The sequence below is a fragment of the Thermomonospora sp. CIF 1 genome (assembly GCF_001896795.1).
GTDB classification, from domain to species: domain Bacteria; phylum Actinomycetota; class Actinomycetes; order Streptosporangiales; family Streptosporangiaceae; genus Thermomonospora; species Thermomonospora curvata.
The window spans coordinates 79317-97602 of the sequence record NZ_MOYN02000016.1; the positions used below are offsets into that span (position 1 = coordinate 79317).

20 protein-coding genes and 3 tRNA genes are annotated in these 18286 nt (G+C 73.5%); 11 read left to right on the plus strand and 12 right to left on the minus strand.

Features of this window, described 5'->3' with window-relative positions:
• Positions 1-143 precede the first annotated feature (143 nt).
• Positions 144-1904 carry a substrate-binding and VWA domain-containing protein gene (locus BUE48_RS10015; protein ID WP_012852374.1) on the plus strand — a complete coding sequence of 587 codons (1761 nt, stop codon included), beginning with the start codon at positions 144-146 and terminating at the stop codon, positions 1902-1904.
• A 73-nt stretch (positions 1905-1977) separates the two neighbouring features.
• On the opposite strand, the gene BUE48_RS10020 is transcribed toward BUE48_RS10015, so the two are convergent.
• A complete protein-coding gene (locus BUE48_RS10020; RefSeq protein ID WP_012852375.1) occupies positions 1978-2349 on the minus strand; it encodes a hypothetical protein in 372 nt (123 codons plus the stop codon).
• A gap of 43 nt (positions 2350-2392) precedes the next feature.
• Positions 2393-2602, minus strand: a complete 210-nt coding sequence (locus tag BUE48_RS10025; RefSeq protein WP_012852376.1) for a hypothetical protein — start codon at positions 2600-2602, stop codon at positions 2393-2395.
• Between the two features lie 167 nt (positions 2603-2769).
• Here BUE48_RS10025 and BUE48_RS10030 point away from each other — a divergent pair, with 167 nt between their 5' ends.
• Positions 2770-3642: a universal stress protein gene (locus BUE48_RS10030; RefSeq protein WP_012852377.1), complete on the plus strand. Its 873-nt coding sequence runs from the start codon at positions 2770-2772 to the stop codon at positions 3640-3642.
• On the opposite strand, the gene BUE48_RS10035 is transcribed toward BUE48_RS10030, so the two are convergent.
• Entirely contained in the window at positions 3632-5083 is a 1452-nt protein-coding gene (locus tag BUE48_RS10035) for an RtcB family protein (protein WP_286989699.1), read from the minus strand. The two genes, BUE48_RS10030 and BUE48_RS10035, sit on opposite strands and share 11 nt — an antisense overlap.
• Before the next feature lie 240 nt (positions 5084-5323).
• Here BUE48_RS10035 and BUE48_RS10040 point away from each other — a divergent pair, with 240 nt between their 5' ends.
• Positions 5324-5782, plus strand: coding sequence for an archease (locus tag BUE48_RS10040; RefSeq protein ID WP_012852379.1), 459 nt, complete (start codon positions 5324-5326; stop codon positions 5780-5782).
• Positions 5783-5977: 195 nt separating this feature from the next.
• On the opposite strand, the gene BUE48_RS10045 is transcribed toward BUE48_RS10040, so the two are convergent.
• The 3 genes from BUE48_RS10045 to BUE48_RS10055 all read right to left on the minus strand — a co-directional run bounded on the left by BUE48_RS10045 (position 5978) and on the right by BUE48_RS10055 (position 6226).
• Positions 5978-6049, minus strand: a tRNA-Val gene (locus BUE48_RS10045).
• Between the two features lie 4 nt (positions 6050-6053).
• Positions 6054-6124 (minus strand) — tRNA-Cys (locus BUE48_RS10050).
• A gap of 29 nt (positions 6125-6153) precedes the next feature.
• Positions 6154-6226 (minus strand) — tRNA-Gly (locus BUE48_RS10055).
• A 126-nt stretch (positions 6227-6352) separates the two neighbouring features.
• Between BUE48_RS10055 and BUE48_RS10060 the strand changes: the two genes are divergently transcribed.
• Entirely contained in the window at positions 6353-6838 is a 486-nt protein-coding gene (locus BUE48_RS10060; RefSeq protein ID WP_286989700.1) for a DUF6328 family protein, read from the plus strand.
• 51 nt (positions 6839-6889) lie between these two features.
• On the opposite strand, the gene BUE48_RS10065 is transcribed toward BUE48_RS10060, so the two are convergent.
• Positions 6890-8671, minus strand: coding sequence for an alpha/beta hydrolase (locus BUE48_RS10065; protein WP_286989701.1), 1782 nt, complete (start codon positions 8669-8671; stop codon positions 6890-6892).
• 283 nt (positions 8672-8954) lie between these two features.
• Here BUE48_RS10065 and BUE48_RS10070 point away from each other — a divergent pair, with 283 nt between their 5' ends.
• The 5 genes from BUE48_RS10070 to pspAB all read left to right on the plus strand — a co-directional run bounded on the left by BUE48_RS10070 (position 8955) and on the right by pspAB (position 12150).
• Positions 8955-9422, plus strand: coding sequence for an MSMEG_6728 family protein (locus BUE48_RS10070; RefSeq protein ID WP_012852382.1), 468 nt, complete (start codon positions 8955-8957; stop codon positions 9420-9422).
• Between the two features lie 117 nt (positions 9423-9539).
• The gene (locus BUE48_RS10075; RefSeq protein WP_286989702.1) at positions 9540-10007 is read left to right on the plus strand and encodes an SRPBCC family protein; all 468 of its coding nucleotides are present in this window, start codon (positions 9540-9542) and stop codon (positions 10005-10007) included.
• Positions 10008-10260: 253 nt separating this feature from the next.
• The gene (gene pspAA, locus BUE48_RS10080) at positions 10261-10539 is read left to right on the plus strand and encodes a PspA-associated protein PspAA (protein ID WP_012852384.1); all 279 of its coding nucleotides are present in this window, start codon (positions 10261-10263) and stop codon (positions 10537-10539) included.
• A gap of 127 nt (positions 10540-10666) precedes the next feature.
• Entirely contained in the window at positions 10667-11575 is a 909-nt protein-coding gene (htpX, locus tag BUE48_RS10085) for a zinc metalloprotease HtpX (RefSeq protein ID WP_012852385.1), read from the plus strand.
• The gene (pspAB, locus tag BUE48_RS10090; RefSeq protein WP_012852386.1) at positions 11575-12150 is read left to right on the plus strand and encodes a PspA-associated protein PspAB; all 576 of its coding nucleotides are present in this window, start codon (positions 11575-11577) and stop codon (positions 12148-12150) included. Before htpX ends, pspAB begins: the two co-directional genes overlap by 1 nt.
• Before the next feature lie 29 nt (positions 12151-12179).
• Here the strand turns inward: pspAB and BUE48_RS10095 are convergent, their stop codons facing one another.
• From BUE48_RS10095 to BUE48_RS10110, 4 genes are all read right to left on the minus strand, one after another.
• Positions 12180-12953, minus strand: a complete 774-nt coding sequence (locus BUE48_RS10095) for a sulfite exporter TauE/SafE family protein (protein ID WP_012852387.1) — start codon at positions 12951-12953, stop codon at positions 12180-12182.
• Positions 12950-13519, minus strand: a complete 570-nt coding sequence (locus tag BUE48_RS10100; RefSeq protein WP_012852388.1) for a rhodanese-like domain-containing protein — start codon at positions 13517-13519, stop codon at positions 12950-12952. Before BUE48_RS10100 ends, BUE48_RS10095 begins: the two co-directional genes overlap by 4 nt.
• A gap of 49 nt (positions 13520-13568) precedes the next feature.
• Positions 13569-14924 (minus strand): MBL fold metallo-hydrolase, encoded by a 1356-nt coding sequence (locus BUE48_RS10105; protein ID WP_012852389.1) that lies wholly within the window; start codon positions 14922-14924, stop codon positions 13569-13571.
• A 149-nt stretch (positions 14925-15073) separates the two neighbouring features.
• On the minus strand, positions 15074-15343 hold the full coding sequence (locus BUE48_RS10110) for a metal-sensitive transcriptional regulator (RefSeq protein ID WP_012852390.1): 270 nt from the start codon (positions 15341-15343) through the stop codon (positions 15074-15076).
• A gap of 142 nt (positions 15344-15485) precedes the next feature.
• On the opposite strand from BUE48_RS10110, the gene blaOXA reads away from it, so the two are divergent.
• Positions 15486-16388, plus strand: coding sequence for a class D beta-lactamase (gene blaOXA / locus BUE48_RS10115; protein ID WP_286989703.1), 903 nt, complete (start codon positions 15486-15488; stop codon positions 16386-16388).
• Positions 16389-16394: 6 nt separating this feature from the next.
• On the opposite strand, the gene BUE48_RS10120 is transcribed toward blaOXA, so the two are convergent.
• Positions 16395-17078, minus strand: a complete 684-nt coding sequence (locus tag BUE48_RS10120) for a CBS domain-containing protein (protein ID WP_012852392.1) — start codon at positions 17076-17078, stop codon at positions 16395-16397.
• A 200-nt stretch (positions 17079-17278) separates the two neighbouring features.
• On the opposite strand from BUE48_RS10120, the gene BUE48_RS10125 reads away from it, so the two are divergent.
• Entirely contained in the window at positions 17279-18112 is an 834-nt protein-coding gene (locus BUE48_RS10125) for a universal stress protein (protein WP_286989704.1), read from the plus strand.
• Positions 18113-18286: the final 174 nt, after the last annotated feature.

An 18286-nucleotide genomic window follows, 5' to 3' on the forward strand; every position in this document is an offset into this window, starting at 1 on the left:
ATTCCACACGATCTGGGGCTGGGAAAGCCCGGCTGTGCCGAAAACTTTCCCTTCCTTGACATCTGTCGGAATGTTCTCTCTAATTCGGTGCGGCGACCGCACGATGTCGTCATGGGATCGGGGCGTCCAGAAACGAGGCATCCGTGGGCGGAACCGGCTCTGGTGACATCTTCGGGCGCGCGGCCGCGCCGCCCCGGCGCCGCATCCCACGGCCGGGCCTGCGCACCGGTGTGGCGCTCCTCGCCGCCGCGCTGGCGGTGGCCATCGGCTGCCGCACGGTGCTGAACGCGGCCGGCTGCCGCGGCGAGGGCGCGGGCGGGCCGCTGACCGTCGCCGCGGCCCCCGACATCGCTCCCGCCCTCACCAGGGCGATCGACCGCTTCAACGAGGCCCAGGACACCTGCGTGCACGCCCTCGTGCGCCCCGTCGACCCGGCCGCGATAGCGGTGCTGCTGTCCGGCCAGGGCGCCTCCGGCTCCCTGCAGCGGCCGGATGTGTGGATCCCCGACTCCTCGCTGTGGACGTCCCTGGTGAACACCTCACCGGAGCGGATCGGCCCGCTGCAGGTCAGCCACGGCCCGCTGGCCTACAGCCCGGTCGTGCTGGGCCTGCCGCAGGGGCTGGTGGACGAGCTGAGAAACCGCGGCGTCACCGCCGACCCCTCCTGGAACCTGCTGCTCGGCGCCGTCCCCGGCGTCCCGGGCGGCGCCTCGGCGGTGCCGCCCGGCCTGGTGCGCCCGCAGGTGCCCGACCCCACCCGCAGCGCCACCGGGATGAGCGCCCTGGTCGTGGCCGACCGGCTGCTGACCGGCCGGTCCGGGCGGCAGGAGATCTTCACCGCGCTGGTGCGCGCCGTGCGCGAGAACACCGTTCCCTCGGTGGAGGCGGAGTTCCGGTCGCTGGACGGCCGGGAGCGCAAGCGCCACCCCGTGCTGCTGGTCCCCGAACAGGCGATCTTCTCCCACAACGGCAACCGCCCGGCCGAACGGATCATCGCCCTCTACCCGCGCGAGGGCACGCTGTCGCTGGACTACCCGTTCGCCATGACCACCGGCGAGGCCGCCCGGCTGGAGGCGGCCCGGGCGCTGGAGCGGGCACTGCGCAGCCCGGTCGCCGCCGCCGAGCTGCGCCGGGCCGGGTTCCGCGGCCCCGATGGCCGCAACGTCCCGCACTTCGGCCCGTTCACCGGGGTCAGGCTGGACCCGCCCCGCCGGCTGCCCGCTCCGCCGCCGCAGGCCGTGCGGGATCTGATGCAGACCTGGTCCAAGCTGACCTTGAGCACGCGGATGCTGGTGCTGTTCGACGTCTCCGGCTCCATGCGGCGGCGGGTCGCCCCCGGCCTGAGCCGGCTGCAGGCCACCGCCCGCGTCGCCCAAAGCGGGCTGCCGCTGCTGCCCGACGACAGTGAGCTGGGCATCTGGCTGTTCTCCACCGACCTGGAGGGCGGGCGGGACTGGCGCGAGGTGGTCCCGGTGGGGCCGCTGGGCGAGCGGGTCGGCTCGGTCACCCGCCGCCAGCTGATCTTGTCGGAGCTGGGCCGCATCCGGGCCGAGCGCAAGGGGCGCACCGGGCTGCACGAGTCGGTGCTGGCGGCCGTCCGCCGGATGCGGGAGGGCTACAAACCCGAGATGGTCAACACCGTGCTGGTCTTCACCGACGGCCGCAACCAGGACGCCGACGGCCCCACCCTGGCGCAGACCGTGGCGGCGTTGCGCCGCGAGCACGACCCCAACCGCCCGGTCCAGCTCATCATCCAGGGCTACGGCCCCGACGTGTCGGTCCCCGAGCTGCGCGCCCTCACCGAGGCCACCGGCGGCCTGGTGCAGATCGCCCGCACTCCCGAGGACGCCGGCAGGCTCTTGCTGCAGGCCATGTCCCGCCGCATCTGCTCACCCGAGTGCTGAGCCCGCGCCGCGGCCCGGCGCGTGGGCTCCCAGCCCCGGCGTCCCCCGCCGCCACCGGGGCCGGCGGCCCCCGTCATGCGCTTTGAGCCTGGCGGGGGAGCGAACGCAAGGCCCGGTCCCGGCGCGCCTCCCAGTGACGGGCCATGCGCTCCAGGCGGATGCGCAGCCGGTCCCCGGTCATCGCGATGGCCTGGCCCATGGCGGGCGCCGCGGCGTGCGCGTTCACCGGACGGCCGTTGAGGTCGACCCGGATGGAGGCCATCGAAGGGTTCTTCGCGGCGGGATCGGTGAGCACGCTCAGCGTCACCTGGACCGCCAGCACCGGCTCGGGGGCGTGGGCCAGCACGCGGGTGAAGACCTCGCGCGCCCGCTCCACGTCGTGTCGGGAAACGTGCTTGGAGGTCGAAAAGCGGATCTCCGGCAGCGGTCCGGTACGGTCGGTCAACGCAATCTCCTCGGGTGGGCCGGGCTGACAGGGGCCGGACGGGTCAGATCCCAGAACGCAGATCCGGCCCGGCCGCGGGCGGGAACAGGTCTCCCTCTCCCCGCGCGTCCTGGTCGAGGGCGTGCGCTCGGCCCCGGACCAGGAGCGTCACGGTCTCGGTCAGGGCGGCGACGGCGGCCTCCAGCGCCGCGATGCGCCGCTCCAGGGACTCCGCCGACGGAGGGGAGAGACCGGTGGTGATCTGCCTGCTCATTGCCGACTCCCTGCGCCGTGCCCCCACGGGGCCTGGGCTTCCTTGCGCTTTTCAGACTTCTCTTTTTGCAGCCGCGCCCCTAGGGACCTTGGTCACCGGGGGAGCCGCCGTTGGGCTCCGATGATTCGGCCCCCGCTGAAGGGGGATGTGCCCCGCCGGGGGGAGAGATGGCCGTTCACGGGCATGTGCTCGTCGGTTATGACGGCACCAGGGGGAGCGAGCTGGCGTTGCGCTGGGCCGTGGCGGAGGCCCGGTCCCGCGGGCTGCCGCTGACGGTCTGCCATGCCTGGCACTGGCCCTACCCGGCCGGCCATGTCGACCTCGGGGGCGTCGCCATCGTCCGGCGGACGGGCGAACATCTGCTGCAGCGCGGCGTCGACATCGCCGAGAGCCTGGCCCCCGGCCTGCGGGTGCGCCCGGTCCTGACCGACGGCCCGGCCTCCTCGGCGCTGCTGCGCGAGGCCGGCGACGGGCTGATCGTGATCGGCTCCCGCGAGCGGGACGAGCTGTCCATGGGGTCCGCGGCCCTGCAGGTCCCGGCCCGCGCCCACGGCCCCGCCATGGTCGTCCGGGATCCCGGCGGCGGCACCGAGGGCCGCGTGGTGGTCGGCGTGGACGGCTCCGCCGGCGCCGACGCCGCCTTGGAGTTCGCCTTCGAAGAGGCCGCGCTGCGCGGCTGGACCCTGGAGGCCCTGTACGGCTACTGGGAGCCCGGCGGAATGGCCGACATCGAGATCACCTTGTTCGCCGACCGGGACAGGCTGGAACGGCTGTGCTGCACCAGGCTGCGGCGCGCCGTGGCCCCCTGGGCGGACCGCTACCCCCAGGTCGACGTCCGCAACTCGCTGGTGGAGGAGGAACCCCGCCAGGCCCTCTTGGCGGCGGCCAAGGGAGCCGACCTGCTGGTGGTGGGGGACCGGGGCGTCCGCGGCCTGCACCCGCAGATCCTGGGCGGGACGACCCTGGCCATGCTCCAGCTGGCCCCCTGCACCGTCGCCGTGGTGCACCCCGCTGAAAGGAGGCCGCCCGTCAGCCCTTGACGACTCCCAGCGGCACCAGACGGGCCACCGTCCGGCACAGCCCGGCCCCTTCGGCGGCGGCGACGACCGCATCGACGTCCTTGTAGGCCTCCGGGGTCTCCTCGGCCAGGCCTCGCCAGGAGGCGCCGCGTACCGCGATGCCCGCGCCCTCCAGCCGGTCGCGCAGCTCCCGCCCGCTCACCGCCTTGGCCGCCTGGTGACGGCTGTGCAGCCGGCCCGCGCCGTGGCAGGTGGAGTTGAACGCCGGGTTGGCCGCCACCCCGGCCAGCACGTAGGAGGCGGTTCCCATGCTGCCGGGGATGAGCACGGGCTGCCCGACGTCGGCCAGGTCCTCCGGCAGGTCCGGGTGCCGGGGCGGCAGGGCCAAGGTGGCGCCCTTGCGGTGCACGCACAATCGCCGCGCCGTCCCGTCGACCCGATGCGTTTCGATCTTGGCGAGGTTGTGCGAGACGTCGTAGACCAGCTCCAGATCCGTCCCGCAGACGCCGCGGAAGGCCCGACGGGCGGCTTCGGTGAGCAGCTGGCGGTTGGCGCGCCCGTAGTTGGCGGCGGCGGCCATCGCGGCCAGGTAGGCCCGCCCTTCCGGGGAGCCGGCCGGGGCGCAGGCCAGCTGCCGGTCCGGAACGCTGATGGAATGGCGCCGCATCGCCTTCTCCATCGCCCGCACATGGTCGGTGCAGATCTGGTGCCCCAGCCCGCGGGACCCGCTGTGGATCATCACGCAGATCTGGCCGGGACCGAGCCCGAACGCCTTGGCGGCGATCTCGTCGTGGACTTCCGAGACCGCCTGCACCTCCAGAAAGTGGTTGCCCGACCCCAGGCTGCCCAGCTGCCCCAGCCCGCGTTCCATCGCCCGCGCGCTCACCGCGGCGGCATCGGCCCCGCCCACCGCGCCCCCGTCCTCGCACCGCTCCAGGTCGCGCGGCGTGCCGTGCCCCTGTTCGACCGCGTACCGGGAACCACCGGCCAGCACCCGTTCCAGCTGCGCCCGCCCGGCCAGCGGCCAGACGGCCCGCCGCCCCAGCCCGCGCGGAACGGCCCGCCCCAGCTCGTCCATCAGCTTCTGGAGCACCCGCCCGCTCAGCTCCGCCCGCTCCAGGCCGGCGGCCAGCAGCCGCACCCCGCAGGAGATGTCGAAACCGACGCCCCCCGGCGACACCACGCCTCCGGCGTCGACGTCGGTGGCCGCCACGCCCCCGATCGGGAACCCGTACCCCCAGTGCACGTCCGGCATCGCAAACGAGGCGACCACGATGCCGGGCAGCGTCGCCACGTTGACGACCTGCAGCAGAGACCGGTCGGTGACCGGATCCGGCAGCAGCGCGCGGGAGGCGAACACCACCCCCGGCACGCGCATGTCCCCTTCCCGCTCGATCCGCACCCGGTATGGACTCTCCCGGACGATCCGCATCCCCATCACCAGCCAGAGGCGTCTCCGCAAGCCGTCTCATCGGCTCTCCAAGGCCCGTCACCGGACCGGACACGACCCCCCTACCCGCCCAAGCCCCACCGATGACCCCGAAGACACCCCTTCACCGGCCTCCTGCCCCCTCCCGGCGCTCCAGCGGCACGTGACCCCCGCCCGCCCACGGGCAGAGGTCTCCGCGAAACCGAAACCACCGGCCGCCAGAACCCGGCCAAGGAAACCGGCACGAAAGCACAAGCCCAAAAGGGAGGACGCGTGGCTTCCTCACCCGACCGAACCGGTCAGCCCGCTCCACGCAACCCCGACGGCACACCCGCCGCCGGCCACCGCACCCTGCCGCACACCGCGGACATGCGCATCGAAGCGTGGGCGCCCACCCTGCAGGAATGCCTCACCGAGGCCGCCCGCGCCATGGTGGAGAGCTTCACCGACCTCTCCCACGCCAAGCCCACCGCCGTCCGCGAGTTCCCCCTGGAAAACAACGACCCGGAAAACCTGCTGCTGTCGCTCCTGGAGGAACTCATCTACCGAATGGACGCCCACGCCGAACTACCGCTATCGATCACCCTGCACGGCTCTCAGGCGAGATGCACCATGACCGACACCACCCGCCTCCCCACCCTCGGAGCCGTCCCCAAAGCGGTCTCCCGAGCCGACTTGCACGTCACCAAGACCCCAAACGGCTGGCACTGCACAGCGACCGTGGACGTGTGACCAACGACGGAGACTCAGAGCTCCCAACCTCACACCCCTGTCAAAATCAAAAGCAACGGGAGCCCTGCAGAAACCGGGGGCGTGGGGGCAGAGCCCCCACACCGGGGGTCCGGGGGTCGCCCCCCGGGCCAACACAAACGAGGACCAGCGGGGAAGGCGACCGAAGTCGCCGACCACACTGGTCCCAGGTCCGAGTGGGCGATACTGGAATTGAACCAGTGACCTCTTCCGTGTCAGGGAAGCGCTCTCCCACTGAGCTAATCGCCCTCAGAGGTGGAGACGGGATTTGAACCCGTGTACACGGCTTTGCAGGCCGTTGCCTCGCCTCTCGGCCACTCCACCGTTGGAGGCCGCGGTGCGTGGCCCCTCAGAGCGGACGACGGGATTCGAACCCGCGACCCTCACCTTGGCAAGGTGATGCTCTACCAACTGAGCCACGTCCGCCTGTTGCTCCGGGCGCTGCCCGGTGCGTGCACAGGTAACTGTAGCGGAATCCGCGCCTGAATGCGCACCCGGCGAGGTCGGGGGGTGATCGCGTTTGCCTCGCCATGGGGGAGGTAGGGAAGGAAGATGGCATCTGAAAGACCCCCGGCCAGATCCACCTCGGGCCCGGAGAGTCCCGCCGAACGCGCCGACCGCAACTTCGTGGAGCTCCTTCAGGGGCTGCGGGTCGCCGTCACGGGAGTGCAGGTGCTGTTCGCGTTCCTGCTGACCGTGCCGTTCTCCCCGGGGTTCGCCAAGGTGTCCCAGACGGACCGCTGGCTGTATTACGTGTCGCTGGTGGCGGCGGCCGTCGCCTCGATGTTCTTCATCGCTCCGGGGGTTCAGCATCGGATCCTGTTCCGCCGGGGCATGAAGGAGACGCTCGTCCACCGCTCCAACCTCTACGGTTGGATGGGCGCGCTGGCGCTGGCGGTGGCGATGACGGCCTCCACGCTCCTGGTGCTCGATTACCTGTTCGACGGGGTGCTGCCGACGCTCACCGCCGTGGCGACGGCGCTGCTGGCGCTGTGGCTGTGGTTCGTGGAGCCGCTGTTGCGCAGGCTCAGCGGTTGAAACGGCAGAAGGCGGGCGGCCCGTGCCGGACCGCCCGCCGCCGAAGACGGTTCAGGCGTTCGCCTTGATCCACTTGAGCAGCCGGTTGCGGACCGCGGGTTTGGAGAGCACCGCCATACCGTGGGCGTTGCCCGCCACGGTGAGCCGCGTGCACTTGACCGAGCGGGCGCGCAGGTGCCGGCAGAGCTGGGCGCTGTGCACGGGCGGGACGAAGTCGCGCTTGGAGTGCACCAGGAACATGGGGGCGTCGCCGCTGGAGACGTGCTGGAAGCTGACCATGTCGACCCAGCGCCGCCAGCAGGCGGGGCGGTTGCGGTTCGGGGTGCAGCCGGCCAGCAGGACGGCGGCGTCGCGGAGCTTGCGCTTTTGCGCGCTGGCGTTCGGTTTCTGCCCGTCCAGGTAGGCGCGGTAGGGGTTGGCGACGGGGGAGGTGGCGGCCACCGCCTTGACGAGGCGGGCGCTGGTGGAGTGGGTTCCGGCGATGGAGGCCAGGTGCCCGCCGGCGGAGTTGCCGACCACCACGATGCGGGCGGGGTCGACGGCGAAGCGGGCGGCCCGGGACCTCACCCAGCGCAGGGCCGTGAGGACGTCCCTGCGCTGGGCCGCCCATCTGGCCTGGGTGTTGAGCCGGTAGTTGATGGCGAAGGCCGCATAGCCCTTGTCGGCGAGCTGGCGGGCGAAACCGGCGTAGGACGACTTGTCCCCCTCATACCAGTAGCCGCCGTGGATGAGGACGACGGCCGGCCGCGGGGTCTTGCTCCGGGTGAAGTAGGCGGTGATCTTGTGCCGCCGGTGCGGGCCGTAACTGAAGGTGCGCTCCACCCGTCCGGTGACCGGCGTCCGGGCGGCGATGAGGGCGCCGTCGTCGTCGGTTCTGCTGGAAGGGACGCGTTCGGCGTGCGCGAGTGCCTCCCGGCCGGCGGACGGGGCCTGCGGGGAGGGGACGCTGCGCGCCCCGGTGCGGGAGCGGATCCACTCGAGGATCTGCGTCCGCAGCTCGGGGGAGGCCGACAGCAGGGATCCGCCGCTGGCCGATCCCGGCACGGTCCGTACCGTCACATCGTGCACCCCGGCGGCGGCCAGGGACTGTTTGAGGGACTCGCCGTGCGAGGCCGGGACGGCGTCGCCGCTGGAGTGGATCAGCAGCATGGGCGGGTCGCCGGCGCCGGCGTGGGCGGCGGAGTCCATGTCGCGGAAGCGGTTCAGGCAGTAGCGCTCCCCGCTCAGAGGCGTGCAGCCGGCCAGGATCAGGCTCTGGTCGCGCAGGGCGCGGCGGGCGGCGTCGGTGGCCGATTGCGCCTCGCGGTAGGCGCGCTCGGGGGAGACGACCGCCGACAGCCCGACCACGGCGCGGACCCGGGCCGCCTCGCCGGCGTGGGTTCCGGCCTGGGTGGCCAGATGCCCCCCGGCCTGCGAACCGATCACCGCGATCCGGTCCCGGTCCAGCCGGAAGGTGCCGGCGTGGCTTTTGATCCAGGTGATGGCCTGGTAGAGGTCGTCGCGGGGGGCCGGCCACGGGGCGTCGGTGTTGTAACGGTGGTCGACGGCGAAGACCGCGAAGCCGCGCTGGGCGTACCACTCGGCGGTGGACTTCCAGTCGGTGCGCCGCCCGGAGTTCCAGTAGCCGCCGTGGACGATGACGATTCCCGGCTGGGTGCCCTCCTTGGGGGTGTTCCAGTAGGCGTCCAGGGCCTGCCGCGCATGTGAGCCGTACCGGTAGGTCTCGGTGTGCTCGACCGCCGCGGCCTGGGAGATCGCCAGGGGCACCAGCGTTCCGGCGCCGACCAGGCCGGCGAGGACGAGGAGGGGTCGCAGCAGCGTGCGCTTGCGCATGACGGCAGAAGGCTCCGTTCGTGGCATGGGGTGGTCGACCGGGGACGCCCGGCATTGATCATTTCTACCGTCCCGGCCGGGGCGGCCACCTGGCGAACGGGCAACTCCCTCGGGCTACGATTCGGTAAAGAGCGATCACTCTCGGTGCTCGCCCGGATTCTTTCCCGCCCGGGGCGGCGGGGGCGCAGGCTGCGCCGCCGGCCCTGGAACTCCACCCTGACCTGGGAAGAGGACATGCCGGACAATGGAGGGGTGGGACACGGGGAACGCTGAGGCCGGCGCCGTGCAGACATTCCTGCCGCATGCCGATTTCGCCGCCACCGCCGTGGTGCTGGACGCCCGGCGGCTGGGCAAGCAGCGAGTGGAGACGATCCAGGTGCTGCGGGGCCTGACCGTCCCCGGCTACGGCTGGCGGCGGCATCCGGCGGTGCGGATGTGGGCCGGCTATGAGGAGGCGCTCGTCCGCTACGGGCTGGAGATCTGCCGCAGGTGGTGCGCGCAGGGACGGGCCGACACCTGCGCCGCCACGCTGCGTGCCGAGCTGGCCGCGGCCACCGGCGTCACCGAGGTGCGCAGCCAGCGGGAACTGGCGGAGGCCGGGGAACTGCCGCCCTGGCTGGGCGACCCGGCCTTCCACCGCAGCCACCAGTCGTCCCTGCTGCGCAAGGACCCGGCGTATTACGGGCCGCTCTTTCCCGGGGTGCCCGACGATCTGCCGTACGTATGGCCGGTCTCCGACCGCGCGCGCTGAACAGGCCCCGGCCCTTCCCGCGGCACCGCCGGGCCGAGCGCCATGAAATCCGCTGGTTCGACCGGCTCACGTGGGAGATCCCAACGCTATGGGATGCCCGAGAAAAGGAGCCGGACCGTGAAGACCGAGTTCATCATCGAACCAGGCAGGCAGGACATCGTCATGAAGCGGGTCTTCGACGCACCCCCGGAGGCGGTGTTCGAGGCCTTCACCGACCCGCGGCTCGTGGCGCGCTGGCTGGGGCCGCGCGAATACGAGACGGCCATCGACCGCTGGACCCCCGAGCCGGGCGGCTCGTGGCGGTACGTCCACCGCGCAGAAGACCGGGAGCACGGCTTCCACGGCGTCTTCCACGAAGTGCGGGCCCCTCACCGCATCGTGCAGACCTTCGAGTGGGAGGGCCTGCCCGGCCACGTCTCCCTGGAGACGGCGACCTTCCGGCGGACCGCGGGCGGCGGGACCGAACTGATCACCGTCGCCGTCTACCAGTCCGTGGAGGACCGCGACGGCATGGCCGCCTCCGGCATGCGGGAAGGCGTCGAGGAAAGCTACGACCGCCTCGCCGAGCTCGTCGAGGCCCGCTGAAGCGGACCCGCCCGCCGTCCCGGTGAGCCTTTGCCATGCCCGGGCCTTGAGGCGGGGCGGGGAACCCGATGCCGGGCGTGCTCTCGCTCCCGGCGGTGACATCCCCGTCCCGGTCTGCGGGAACGGCGTGCCGAAAGGCGCGGCGGACGGTCTTTCGCCCCACCGGTTGGGACCTCTGACCCTGCTCTGCCGCTCCGGGGGGCGGCCAGCATGAGGGCAACGGGGGCAGTCCCGGTCCGCGGAAGGTGGGGCGATGATCATCCGGATTCTGGGGGAGCGGCAATACGACGTGCCCGACGGCGAGCTGACACGGCTGAACGCGCTGGACGCCGAGCTGAACGCCGCGGTCCGCGCCGGCGACCGCAAGGGGTGCGCGATCGCGCTGCGGAGGCTGCTGAACGCGGTGCGGGTGCTGGGCACGCCGGTGCCCACCGAGGCGTTCGTCACCTCCGACATGATCCTGCCCGACCGGGCGACCGCGCTGGAGGAGGTCGCCGGGCTGCTGGGCGACCGCGGCCTCATCGCGGGCTGACCGGCCGGTCCCGGGCGGGCGGCGGCCGCGCTCTGGAGGGGGAGCGGCGCGGCGCCCGCGACATGAACCCCGCCGATCGGGGAACCGGGCAGGGGAAGGCGCCGGGCACAAGCCGGGGAGGACGACGGTGCGCACGCGTTTCAGGCCCGACAGGGGACTGACCGTCCGGATGGTGTGGACGGTCTTCCTGCTGGGGCTGGTGTACGTGCTGTTCGTGGCCGCCCTGGTCGCGTGGCTGAAATCGGCGCTGGCGGTGATGCTGATCGCCGGCGGGCTGCTGCTGGCGCAGTACTGGTTCTCCGACAAGATCGCCCTGGCCGCGCTGGGCGCCCGCCAGGTCACCCCGCGCCAGGCGCCCGAGCTGCACGGCCTGATCGACCGGTTGTGCGCCACCGCCGACATGCCCAAGCCCCGTGTGGCCATCGCCGACACCGACCTGCCCAACGCCTTCGCCACCGGCCGCAACCGCAAGAACGCCGTGGTGTGCGTGACCACCGGGCTGATGCGGCGCCTGGACGCCCGGGAGATGGAGGGCGTGCTGGCCCACGAGCTGTCGCACGTGGCGCACCGGGACGTGGCGGTGATGACGGTCGCCTCGTTCCTGGGCGTGCTGGCCGGGCTGATGACGCGCTTTGCCTTCTACTCCGGCCTCTTCGGCGGCGGACGCGGACGCGACCAGCAGGGCTTCCCGGTGGTCGCGGTGGTGCTGCTGGTGTCGGCGGCGGTGTATGCGATCAGCTTCCTGCTGACCCGTGCCCTGTCGCGGTACCGGGAACTGGCCGCCGACCGGGCCGGCGCCATGCTGACCGGGCGTCCCTCCGCGCTGGCCGCGGCGCTGACCCGCATCAGCGGCGACATGTCCCGCATCCCCGACCGGGACCTGCGGGCCGCCTCGGCGTTCAACGCCTTCTTCTTCGCCCCGGCGATCACCTCCCGGGCGGGGCCGGCGGCGCTGCTGATGACCCATCCGCCGCTGGAGCGCCGCATCGCCCAGCTGGCGCGGCTCTCCCGCGAGATCGAGGAGGCGGGCCGCTGATGGGCTTTTGGGACGCGCTGCTGGGCCGCACCAAACCGGTCGAGGCCAATTTGGACGTGCTGTTCGCGGTGCCCTCGGCCCTGGTCGCGCTGCAGGCCTCGCTCGGGCTGGAGCCCACCGGAACCGGCGGGGTCTGCTTCAAGACCGCCGAGGGCGCCCTGGCCGCCCAGGCCCGCGAGGAGGCCATCGCATTGGTCGACGCCGACCATGGGGAGGAGCCCGCCACCTGCCTCCGCGACTCCTACGGCTATGACTGGATCGTCCTGCACCGTTCCCCGGACGACCCGGCCGACCTGGTCACCGACCTGCACGCGGTCAACTCCACCCTGCAGGGCTTCGGCTTCGGCCCCAGCCTGCTGTGCACCGTCATCGGGCTGCACCGGCCCGATGGGAGCCGCCGGGCGGGCCTGGTCTACCTGTTCAAACGCGGCACCTTCTACCCGTTCGCGCAGACCGGCCCGCACACCCGCGACAATGAGCTGGAGCTGCGCATCCGCGCCCGCCTGGAAGGCGAGCTGCCGGTCGAATCCGACCTGACGCGCTGGTTCCCCATCTGGGACGCCCCCGCCCTGTAGACCGCGTCCGCTCCTCAAGGCGGCGCCGGTCAGGCCGCGGCGGCGATCTGGGAGGCCAGCACGCCGACGCCCATGACCACCACGAACCAGCCGAAGCCCTTGCGCAGCGCTCCCGGCGGGACGGCGCGGGCGATTTTGGCCCCGGCCAGGCTGCCGGCCACCGCCAGGGCGGTGACGGCCAGGGCCAGCGGCCAGTCGACGGTGGTCGAATGCAGGTACCCCGCCAGCGCCGCGCCCGACTTCAGCGCGATGACCAGCAGCGAGGTGCCCACCGCCGCGGGCATGGGCAGCCCGCCCAGCAGCGCCAGCGCGGGCACCACCAAGAACCCGCCGCCCGCCCCGACCAGCCCGGTGACCAGCCCGACGGCGGCGCCCTCGGCGAGGATCTTCGGCCAGGGCCGGCGGCCTTCGGCGCGCTCTGGGGCCGGCGACCGGGCCGCGCAGCACAGGCCCAGCATCGCCGCCGCGGTGACCAGCATCATGACCGCGAACCCCGCCAGCAGCACCCTTTCGGGGACGAACTGCGCCAGCCACCCGCCGGCGTAGGCGCCGGCCATGCCCGCCGCGCCGAACAGCAGCCCGGTGGACCAGCGCACGTTCCCGGCGCGGGCGTGCGGGACGAGCGCGACGGCCGAGGTGACGCCGACCACCACCAGCGACATGGCGATGGCCTGCCGGGGGTCGGCCCCGGCCAGGTACACCAGCACGGGCACGGTCAGGATGGACCCGCCGCCGCCCAGGCCGCCCAGGGCCAGCCCGATGGCGACCGCGGCGGCCAGGGTGAGCAGCAGCGCACCGCTCATCGCTCCGCCCCGGCCGGCCGCTCCAGACCCTCGTGGCCGCCGCCGGCCTGGGCGGGACGGTTGTAGGGGAGCTTGGCCAGCAGCATTCCCAGCGCACAGGTGTCGGTGATCGCGGCGACCACCAGCCCGACGCCGACGAGCCCGGCGACGAAGCGGGCCGGCGGCCACAGCAGCGACGCCGCGATGGAGGCGGCCACGATCCCCCCGGCCGTCAGGCGGACCTGCCGCTCCAGGTCCCAGCGGGGGCGGCCGCGCACCACCGGGCCGCCCGCGGCGATCCAGGCGTTCATGCCGCCCTCCAGCACCAGGGCGTCGTGCACCCCGGCCGTCTGGAGCGTGCGCCGGCACCGCTCGGCGCGGGCCCCGGACCGGCAGATGAGGATCATGCGGCCCCCGGCATCCTTGACGATCCGCTCCAGGTGGGCCTCCACCTGGTCCAGGGGCAGGTTGACGGCGCCGGGGATGTGCACGCCGGCGAACTCGCCGGGGGTGCGCACGTCCACCAGCAGCACGTCGGGGTTCGCGGCGATCAGTTCCCGGGCGGCGGTCACGTCGATCACGGACAAGCAGATCACCTTTCTGTCGCTTGGAACGAGGGGGAAGGAACCGGCCGGGCTACCTCCGGCCGGAGCCGGGAAGGGCGGCCAGGGCCGCCAGTTCGGTCACTCCGGCGCCCGACAGCACCACCGGGGCGAACCCGGCCCGGTGCAGCACGGTCGCCGCGATGGTGGAGCGGCGGCCGGAGGCGCAGGCCACCAGCACCGGACGGGCCGGGTCCAGGTCCTCGGGCACGCCTTGCTCCACCAGGTCGGGCAGGAAACGCCAGATCGCGCCGGGCAGCGCGACCTCCTCGCGCTCGGCGGGGGTCCGCACGTCCAGCACCTGCGCGCCGGGCAGGCGGGCCAGCGCGGCAAAGAGCCGCAGCCCGGCGATCTCGAAACGGGCGGTGCGCGAACCGGTCAGGTCGGTGACCACGCCGCGCACCCGGTCGAAGCCGATGCGGGCCAGCTGGGTGACGGCCTCGGCCACGTCCTGGCCGGGCTCGGCGATCAGCACGATCGGCGCGCCGTGGGGCAGCAGCCAGCCCGCCCACAGGCCGAAGTCCTCGCCCAGCTCGATGCCCGTGGAGCCGGGCACGAACCCGGCCGCCATCGCCCGCCGCGGCCGCATGTCGACCACCTGCACCTCAGGCGGCAGGCCGGCCAGGTCGGCGGCCTGCAGCGCGGGAACCTCCAGCGGCGGCATGGGCGGCGCGCCGCGCAGGTTGGCCGGTCCCATGTGCCGGTAAAAGGCCGGGATCGGCAGGGGCCGGGCCAGCATCCGCTCGGTGAACTCCTCGGCGGACGCCAGGGCCAGCAGGGGGTTGGAGTCCACTTCCTCGCCGATGGTGGACACGTACCGGCCGGCCCCGCCGGAGGTGCACAGCGAGCCCTCCCCGTGGGTGGGCAGCAGCAGCACGTTCCGCGGCAGGCCCGCCAGGCGGTGCAGGGAGCGGTACTGCAGGCGGGCCAGCGTCCCGGCGCGTTCGGGGCCCAGCAGGTCGGGGCGCCCGGCGGCGGCCACCAGCAGGCTGCCGCCGGAGCACACCGCCACCGGTTCCCCCTCCACCAGCACCAGGTAGCTGGTGTGCTCGGGGGTGTGGCCGGGGGTGTGCAGCGGGCGCAGCACCAGGCCCCCCTCGGCCTTGAGGTCCTCCATGTGGAAGGCGGGGGTGCAGGGGTAGGCCGGGGCCGCCCCGGCGGGCAGCACCAGCTCGGCGCCGGTGCGGGCGGCGGCCTGCGCCGCGCCCGACAGGTAGTCGTTGTGCAGATGGGTGTCGGCCACAAAGCGCAGCGTCACGTCCCGCTCGGCCGCCGCCTCCAGGAAGCGGTCGATGTCGCGCTGGGGGTCGACCAGCACCCCGATCCCCTCGTGGATCAGCAGGTGGGTGCTGTCTCCCAGGCCGGGGGTGCGGAAGGACAGGACCTCCATCGTCGATCACCTCTCGTATACCCCGGGGGGTATCTAGGGGACATGCCGCCGCCTCGGCCGGAATGTGACCGGGGGGAGGGGCTATACACCCGGGGGTATGTAAAGCTCGCGTAAAAGCCCCGGCTGGGCTCCGGCCGGGGCGGCGGCCGTCAGGCCAGGGCCAAAAAGAGCCTCTCCAGCTCCTCTTCGCTCATCGGGGCCGGTTCGCCGCGCTCGCGGGCCGCCTGGCAGTGGCGCAGCCCGGAGGCCACCAGCTTGAAGCCGGCCCGGTCCAGCGCCTTGGAGACCGCGGCCAGCTGGGTGAGGACCTTCTCGCACTCCTCGCCCTGCTCGATCATCGCCACCACCGCCGCCAGCTGCCCCTGGGCGCGCTTGAGCCGGGTCAGCGCATCACCGACCAGGGCCTCGTTCATCCGCATGTCTGCCAATATACCCCAGGGGGTACCCGGGTCCGGATCCGGCCGCGGCGTCGCCGGTCACCGCCGCCCGGATGCCGCGAGGATGAACCCTGCAGCACGCAAGGGCCGCCCCGGCCCGTCACCGGCGACAGGAGCTTCGGCCATGCCACCTCACCGTCCCGCACCGGCCCCCCGGCGTCCGCGGACCGGGCGGATCGCCGCCGTCCTCACCGCGCTGACGCTCCTCGGCGCCGCCTGCGCGGCCCCCGCCACCCCGCCGCGGGCCGCGCAGAGCACCACCGCGACCGCGCCGCACAGCCGGCCGGCGTCCCCGCAGGTCCGCGACGATCTGCTGGAGGTCTTCCGCCAGGCCTCCGTCACCGGAACGTTCGTGCTGATGGAGGCGGAAAGCGGCCGCACCACCGTGGTCGGCCGCGAACGTGCCGCCCGCCGCTACGTGCCCGCCTCCACCTTCAAGATCCCCCACAGCCTGATCGCCCTGGAGACGGGCGCGGTCGCAGACGCCGAGGAGGTGATCCCCTACGGGGGACGGCCCCAGCCCCGTCCCGAATGGGAACGGGACATGACCTTGCGCGAGGCGATCGCGGCCTCCAACGTGCCGGTGTTCCAAACCCTGGCCCGCCGGATCGGCCTGGCACGGGAACGGCACTGGCTGCGGCGGCTCGGCTACGGCAACCGGCAGACCGGCACGGCGCTCGACCGCTTCTGGCTGGACGGGCCGCTGGCGATCTCGGCGCTCGAACAGACCGGCTTCCTGGCGCGCCTGGCCACCGGGCGGCTGCCGGCCTCCCGCCGCCACCAGCGCCTCGTCCGCGACCTGCTGCGCGTCGAACGCACCGCGGACTACGCGTTGTTCGCCAAGACCGGCTGGGGCACGGCCGGCGACCCCGGCATCGGCTGGTGGGTCGGCTGGGTCGAACGCGACGGCCGGATCTGGACCTTCGCCCTCAACATCGACGTCGGCGACGACCGCGACGCCGCCCTGCGGATCCCGCTGGGACGGAGACTGCTGCACCGCCTGGGCGTGCTGCCGTACCCCGCCTAGGGCTCGTCAGGCCCGCGGGATGGGCACGCGCCCGCTGTCGTCGAACTCGTAGGTCAGCTCCTCGGTCACGTCCACCACCCCGTCGACCTCGGCGACGAAGCGGGTGAGGATCGGGATCAGGCTCTTGGTCTCCACCCGCCCGCTGAGATGGACGACGCCGTCGTGCACCCGCACCTGGACCGTGGAGGGGTCCTGCCACAGCGTCCGGACGATGACCTGCTCCACCACGTCCTCGCGGATCTCCTCGTCCGAGCGCAGGAAGACGCGCAGCACATCCGAGCGGGCCACGATGCCCACCAGGCGGCCGTCGTCGTCGGTCACCGGCAGCTGGTCGACCTTGTGGCGGGCCATGATGCGCGCCGCCTCGGCCGCGGTGGCCTGCGGGGAGACGGTGATGACCGGCGTGGTCATCAGACCCCGGGCGTTCACCGCACCGGCCTTGGCCTGCGCCCGGCGGCGCCGCAGGGCGCCCAGCAGACCGGAGGGCGTGCGCCGGGGGCCGCCGAACTCCTGCTTGTGCAGCAGGTCGCTCTCACTGACGATGCCGATGACGCGCCGGTCGGCGTCGACCACCGGGACCGCGTCGATGCGGTGCTCTTCGATCAGCTCGACGATCTCGACGAACGGGGTCTCGGCACGGACGCTGACGACGTTCTCGGTCATCAGCTCCTGGACTCTGCGACCCTTCATGGCGTCCTCCCTCAGTCCGCTGCCTCGACGGTAAAAACCGGGCAACGGGCAGGATCAGGGGCGAAAGTCCCCGCACCGGGGACCCTCCGTCCCGACTCCGCGGCACCGGGACCTTGGACTCATGTGCCCGCCGTGACCCGGGCATACCGTGGCGGTGCGAGGAGCCGGCGGCGCCGGCCGCCGGCAGGGGGAGGTGCGCGATGAAAGCGCCGGTCATCGTGGGGATCGACGGCTCGGCCCGCAGCCTGCGGGCGCTGGACTGGGCGGTGGAGGAGGCCCGCCTGCTGGGCGCGCCGCTGCGGCTGGTGCACGCCTCGCGCCTGCTGGCATGGGACGGGGCGCTGACCGAGGAGGCCCGCACCGCGCTCAAGGCCGAGCGCACCGGATGGCTCGAGCGGGCCGCCGAGCGCGCCCGGCGGCGCCGGCCCGGCTGCCGGGTCGAGACCGAACTGCCGGCCGAAGACCCCGTCCAGGCCCTGGTGAAGGCCGGGGAGAACGCCTCGCTGATCGTCGTGGGCGCCCGCGGCAGCGGCGGTTTCGAAGGGCTGCTGCTCGGCTCGGTGGGCTTGTTCGTGGCCTCGCGCGCCACCTGCCCGATCATGGTCGTCCCCGAGAGCGCACCCGATCCCGAGCAGGCTCCCGGGCGCATCGTGCTCGGGGTGGACAAGGGCCGCTCCGCCGAGCACGCGATCGGCTGGGCCTTCGCCGAGGCCGACCGGCGCGGCGCCGCCCTGATCGCCCTGCACGCCATCGGCACCGGCTACGGCTCGCCCCGCCAGCGCGTCGGCGAGCAGATGCACCTGGCGGAGGCGCTGGCCGGATGGACCAGCCGGTACCCCGACCTGACCGTCGAGCGCCGGCCGGTGGAGGGCAAGGCCGCGGCCGCCCTGGTGGCCGCCTCGCAAGACGCCGCCCTGGTGGTGGTCGGCGCGCGCCGCAGGCACGGCCTGCCCGGCGGCATGGCGCTGGGCCGGGTCAACCACGCGGTGCTGCACCACTCCCGCTGCCCGGTGGTGGTCGTCCCCGCCTCCTGAACCGCCCGGCAGGGGTCCTCCGTCCGGCCGGGCCGGGACCATCGGCCCTGACCCGCCGCCGCGGGCGGGCGGAGGCTGAGGGCAGCGGCACGGCGCCGGCGAACCCGATCGGGCGGGCGCGGCCTGGCACGGCAGACCGCCGCCTGCCGCGCCCGCCCGGCGCCCGGCCGCGCG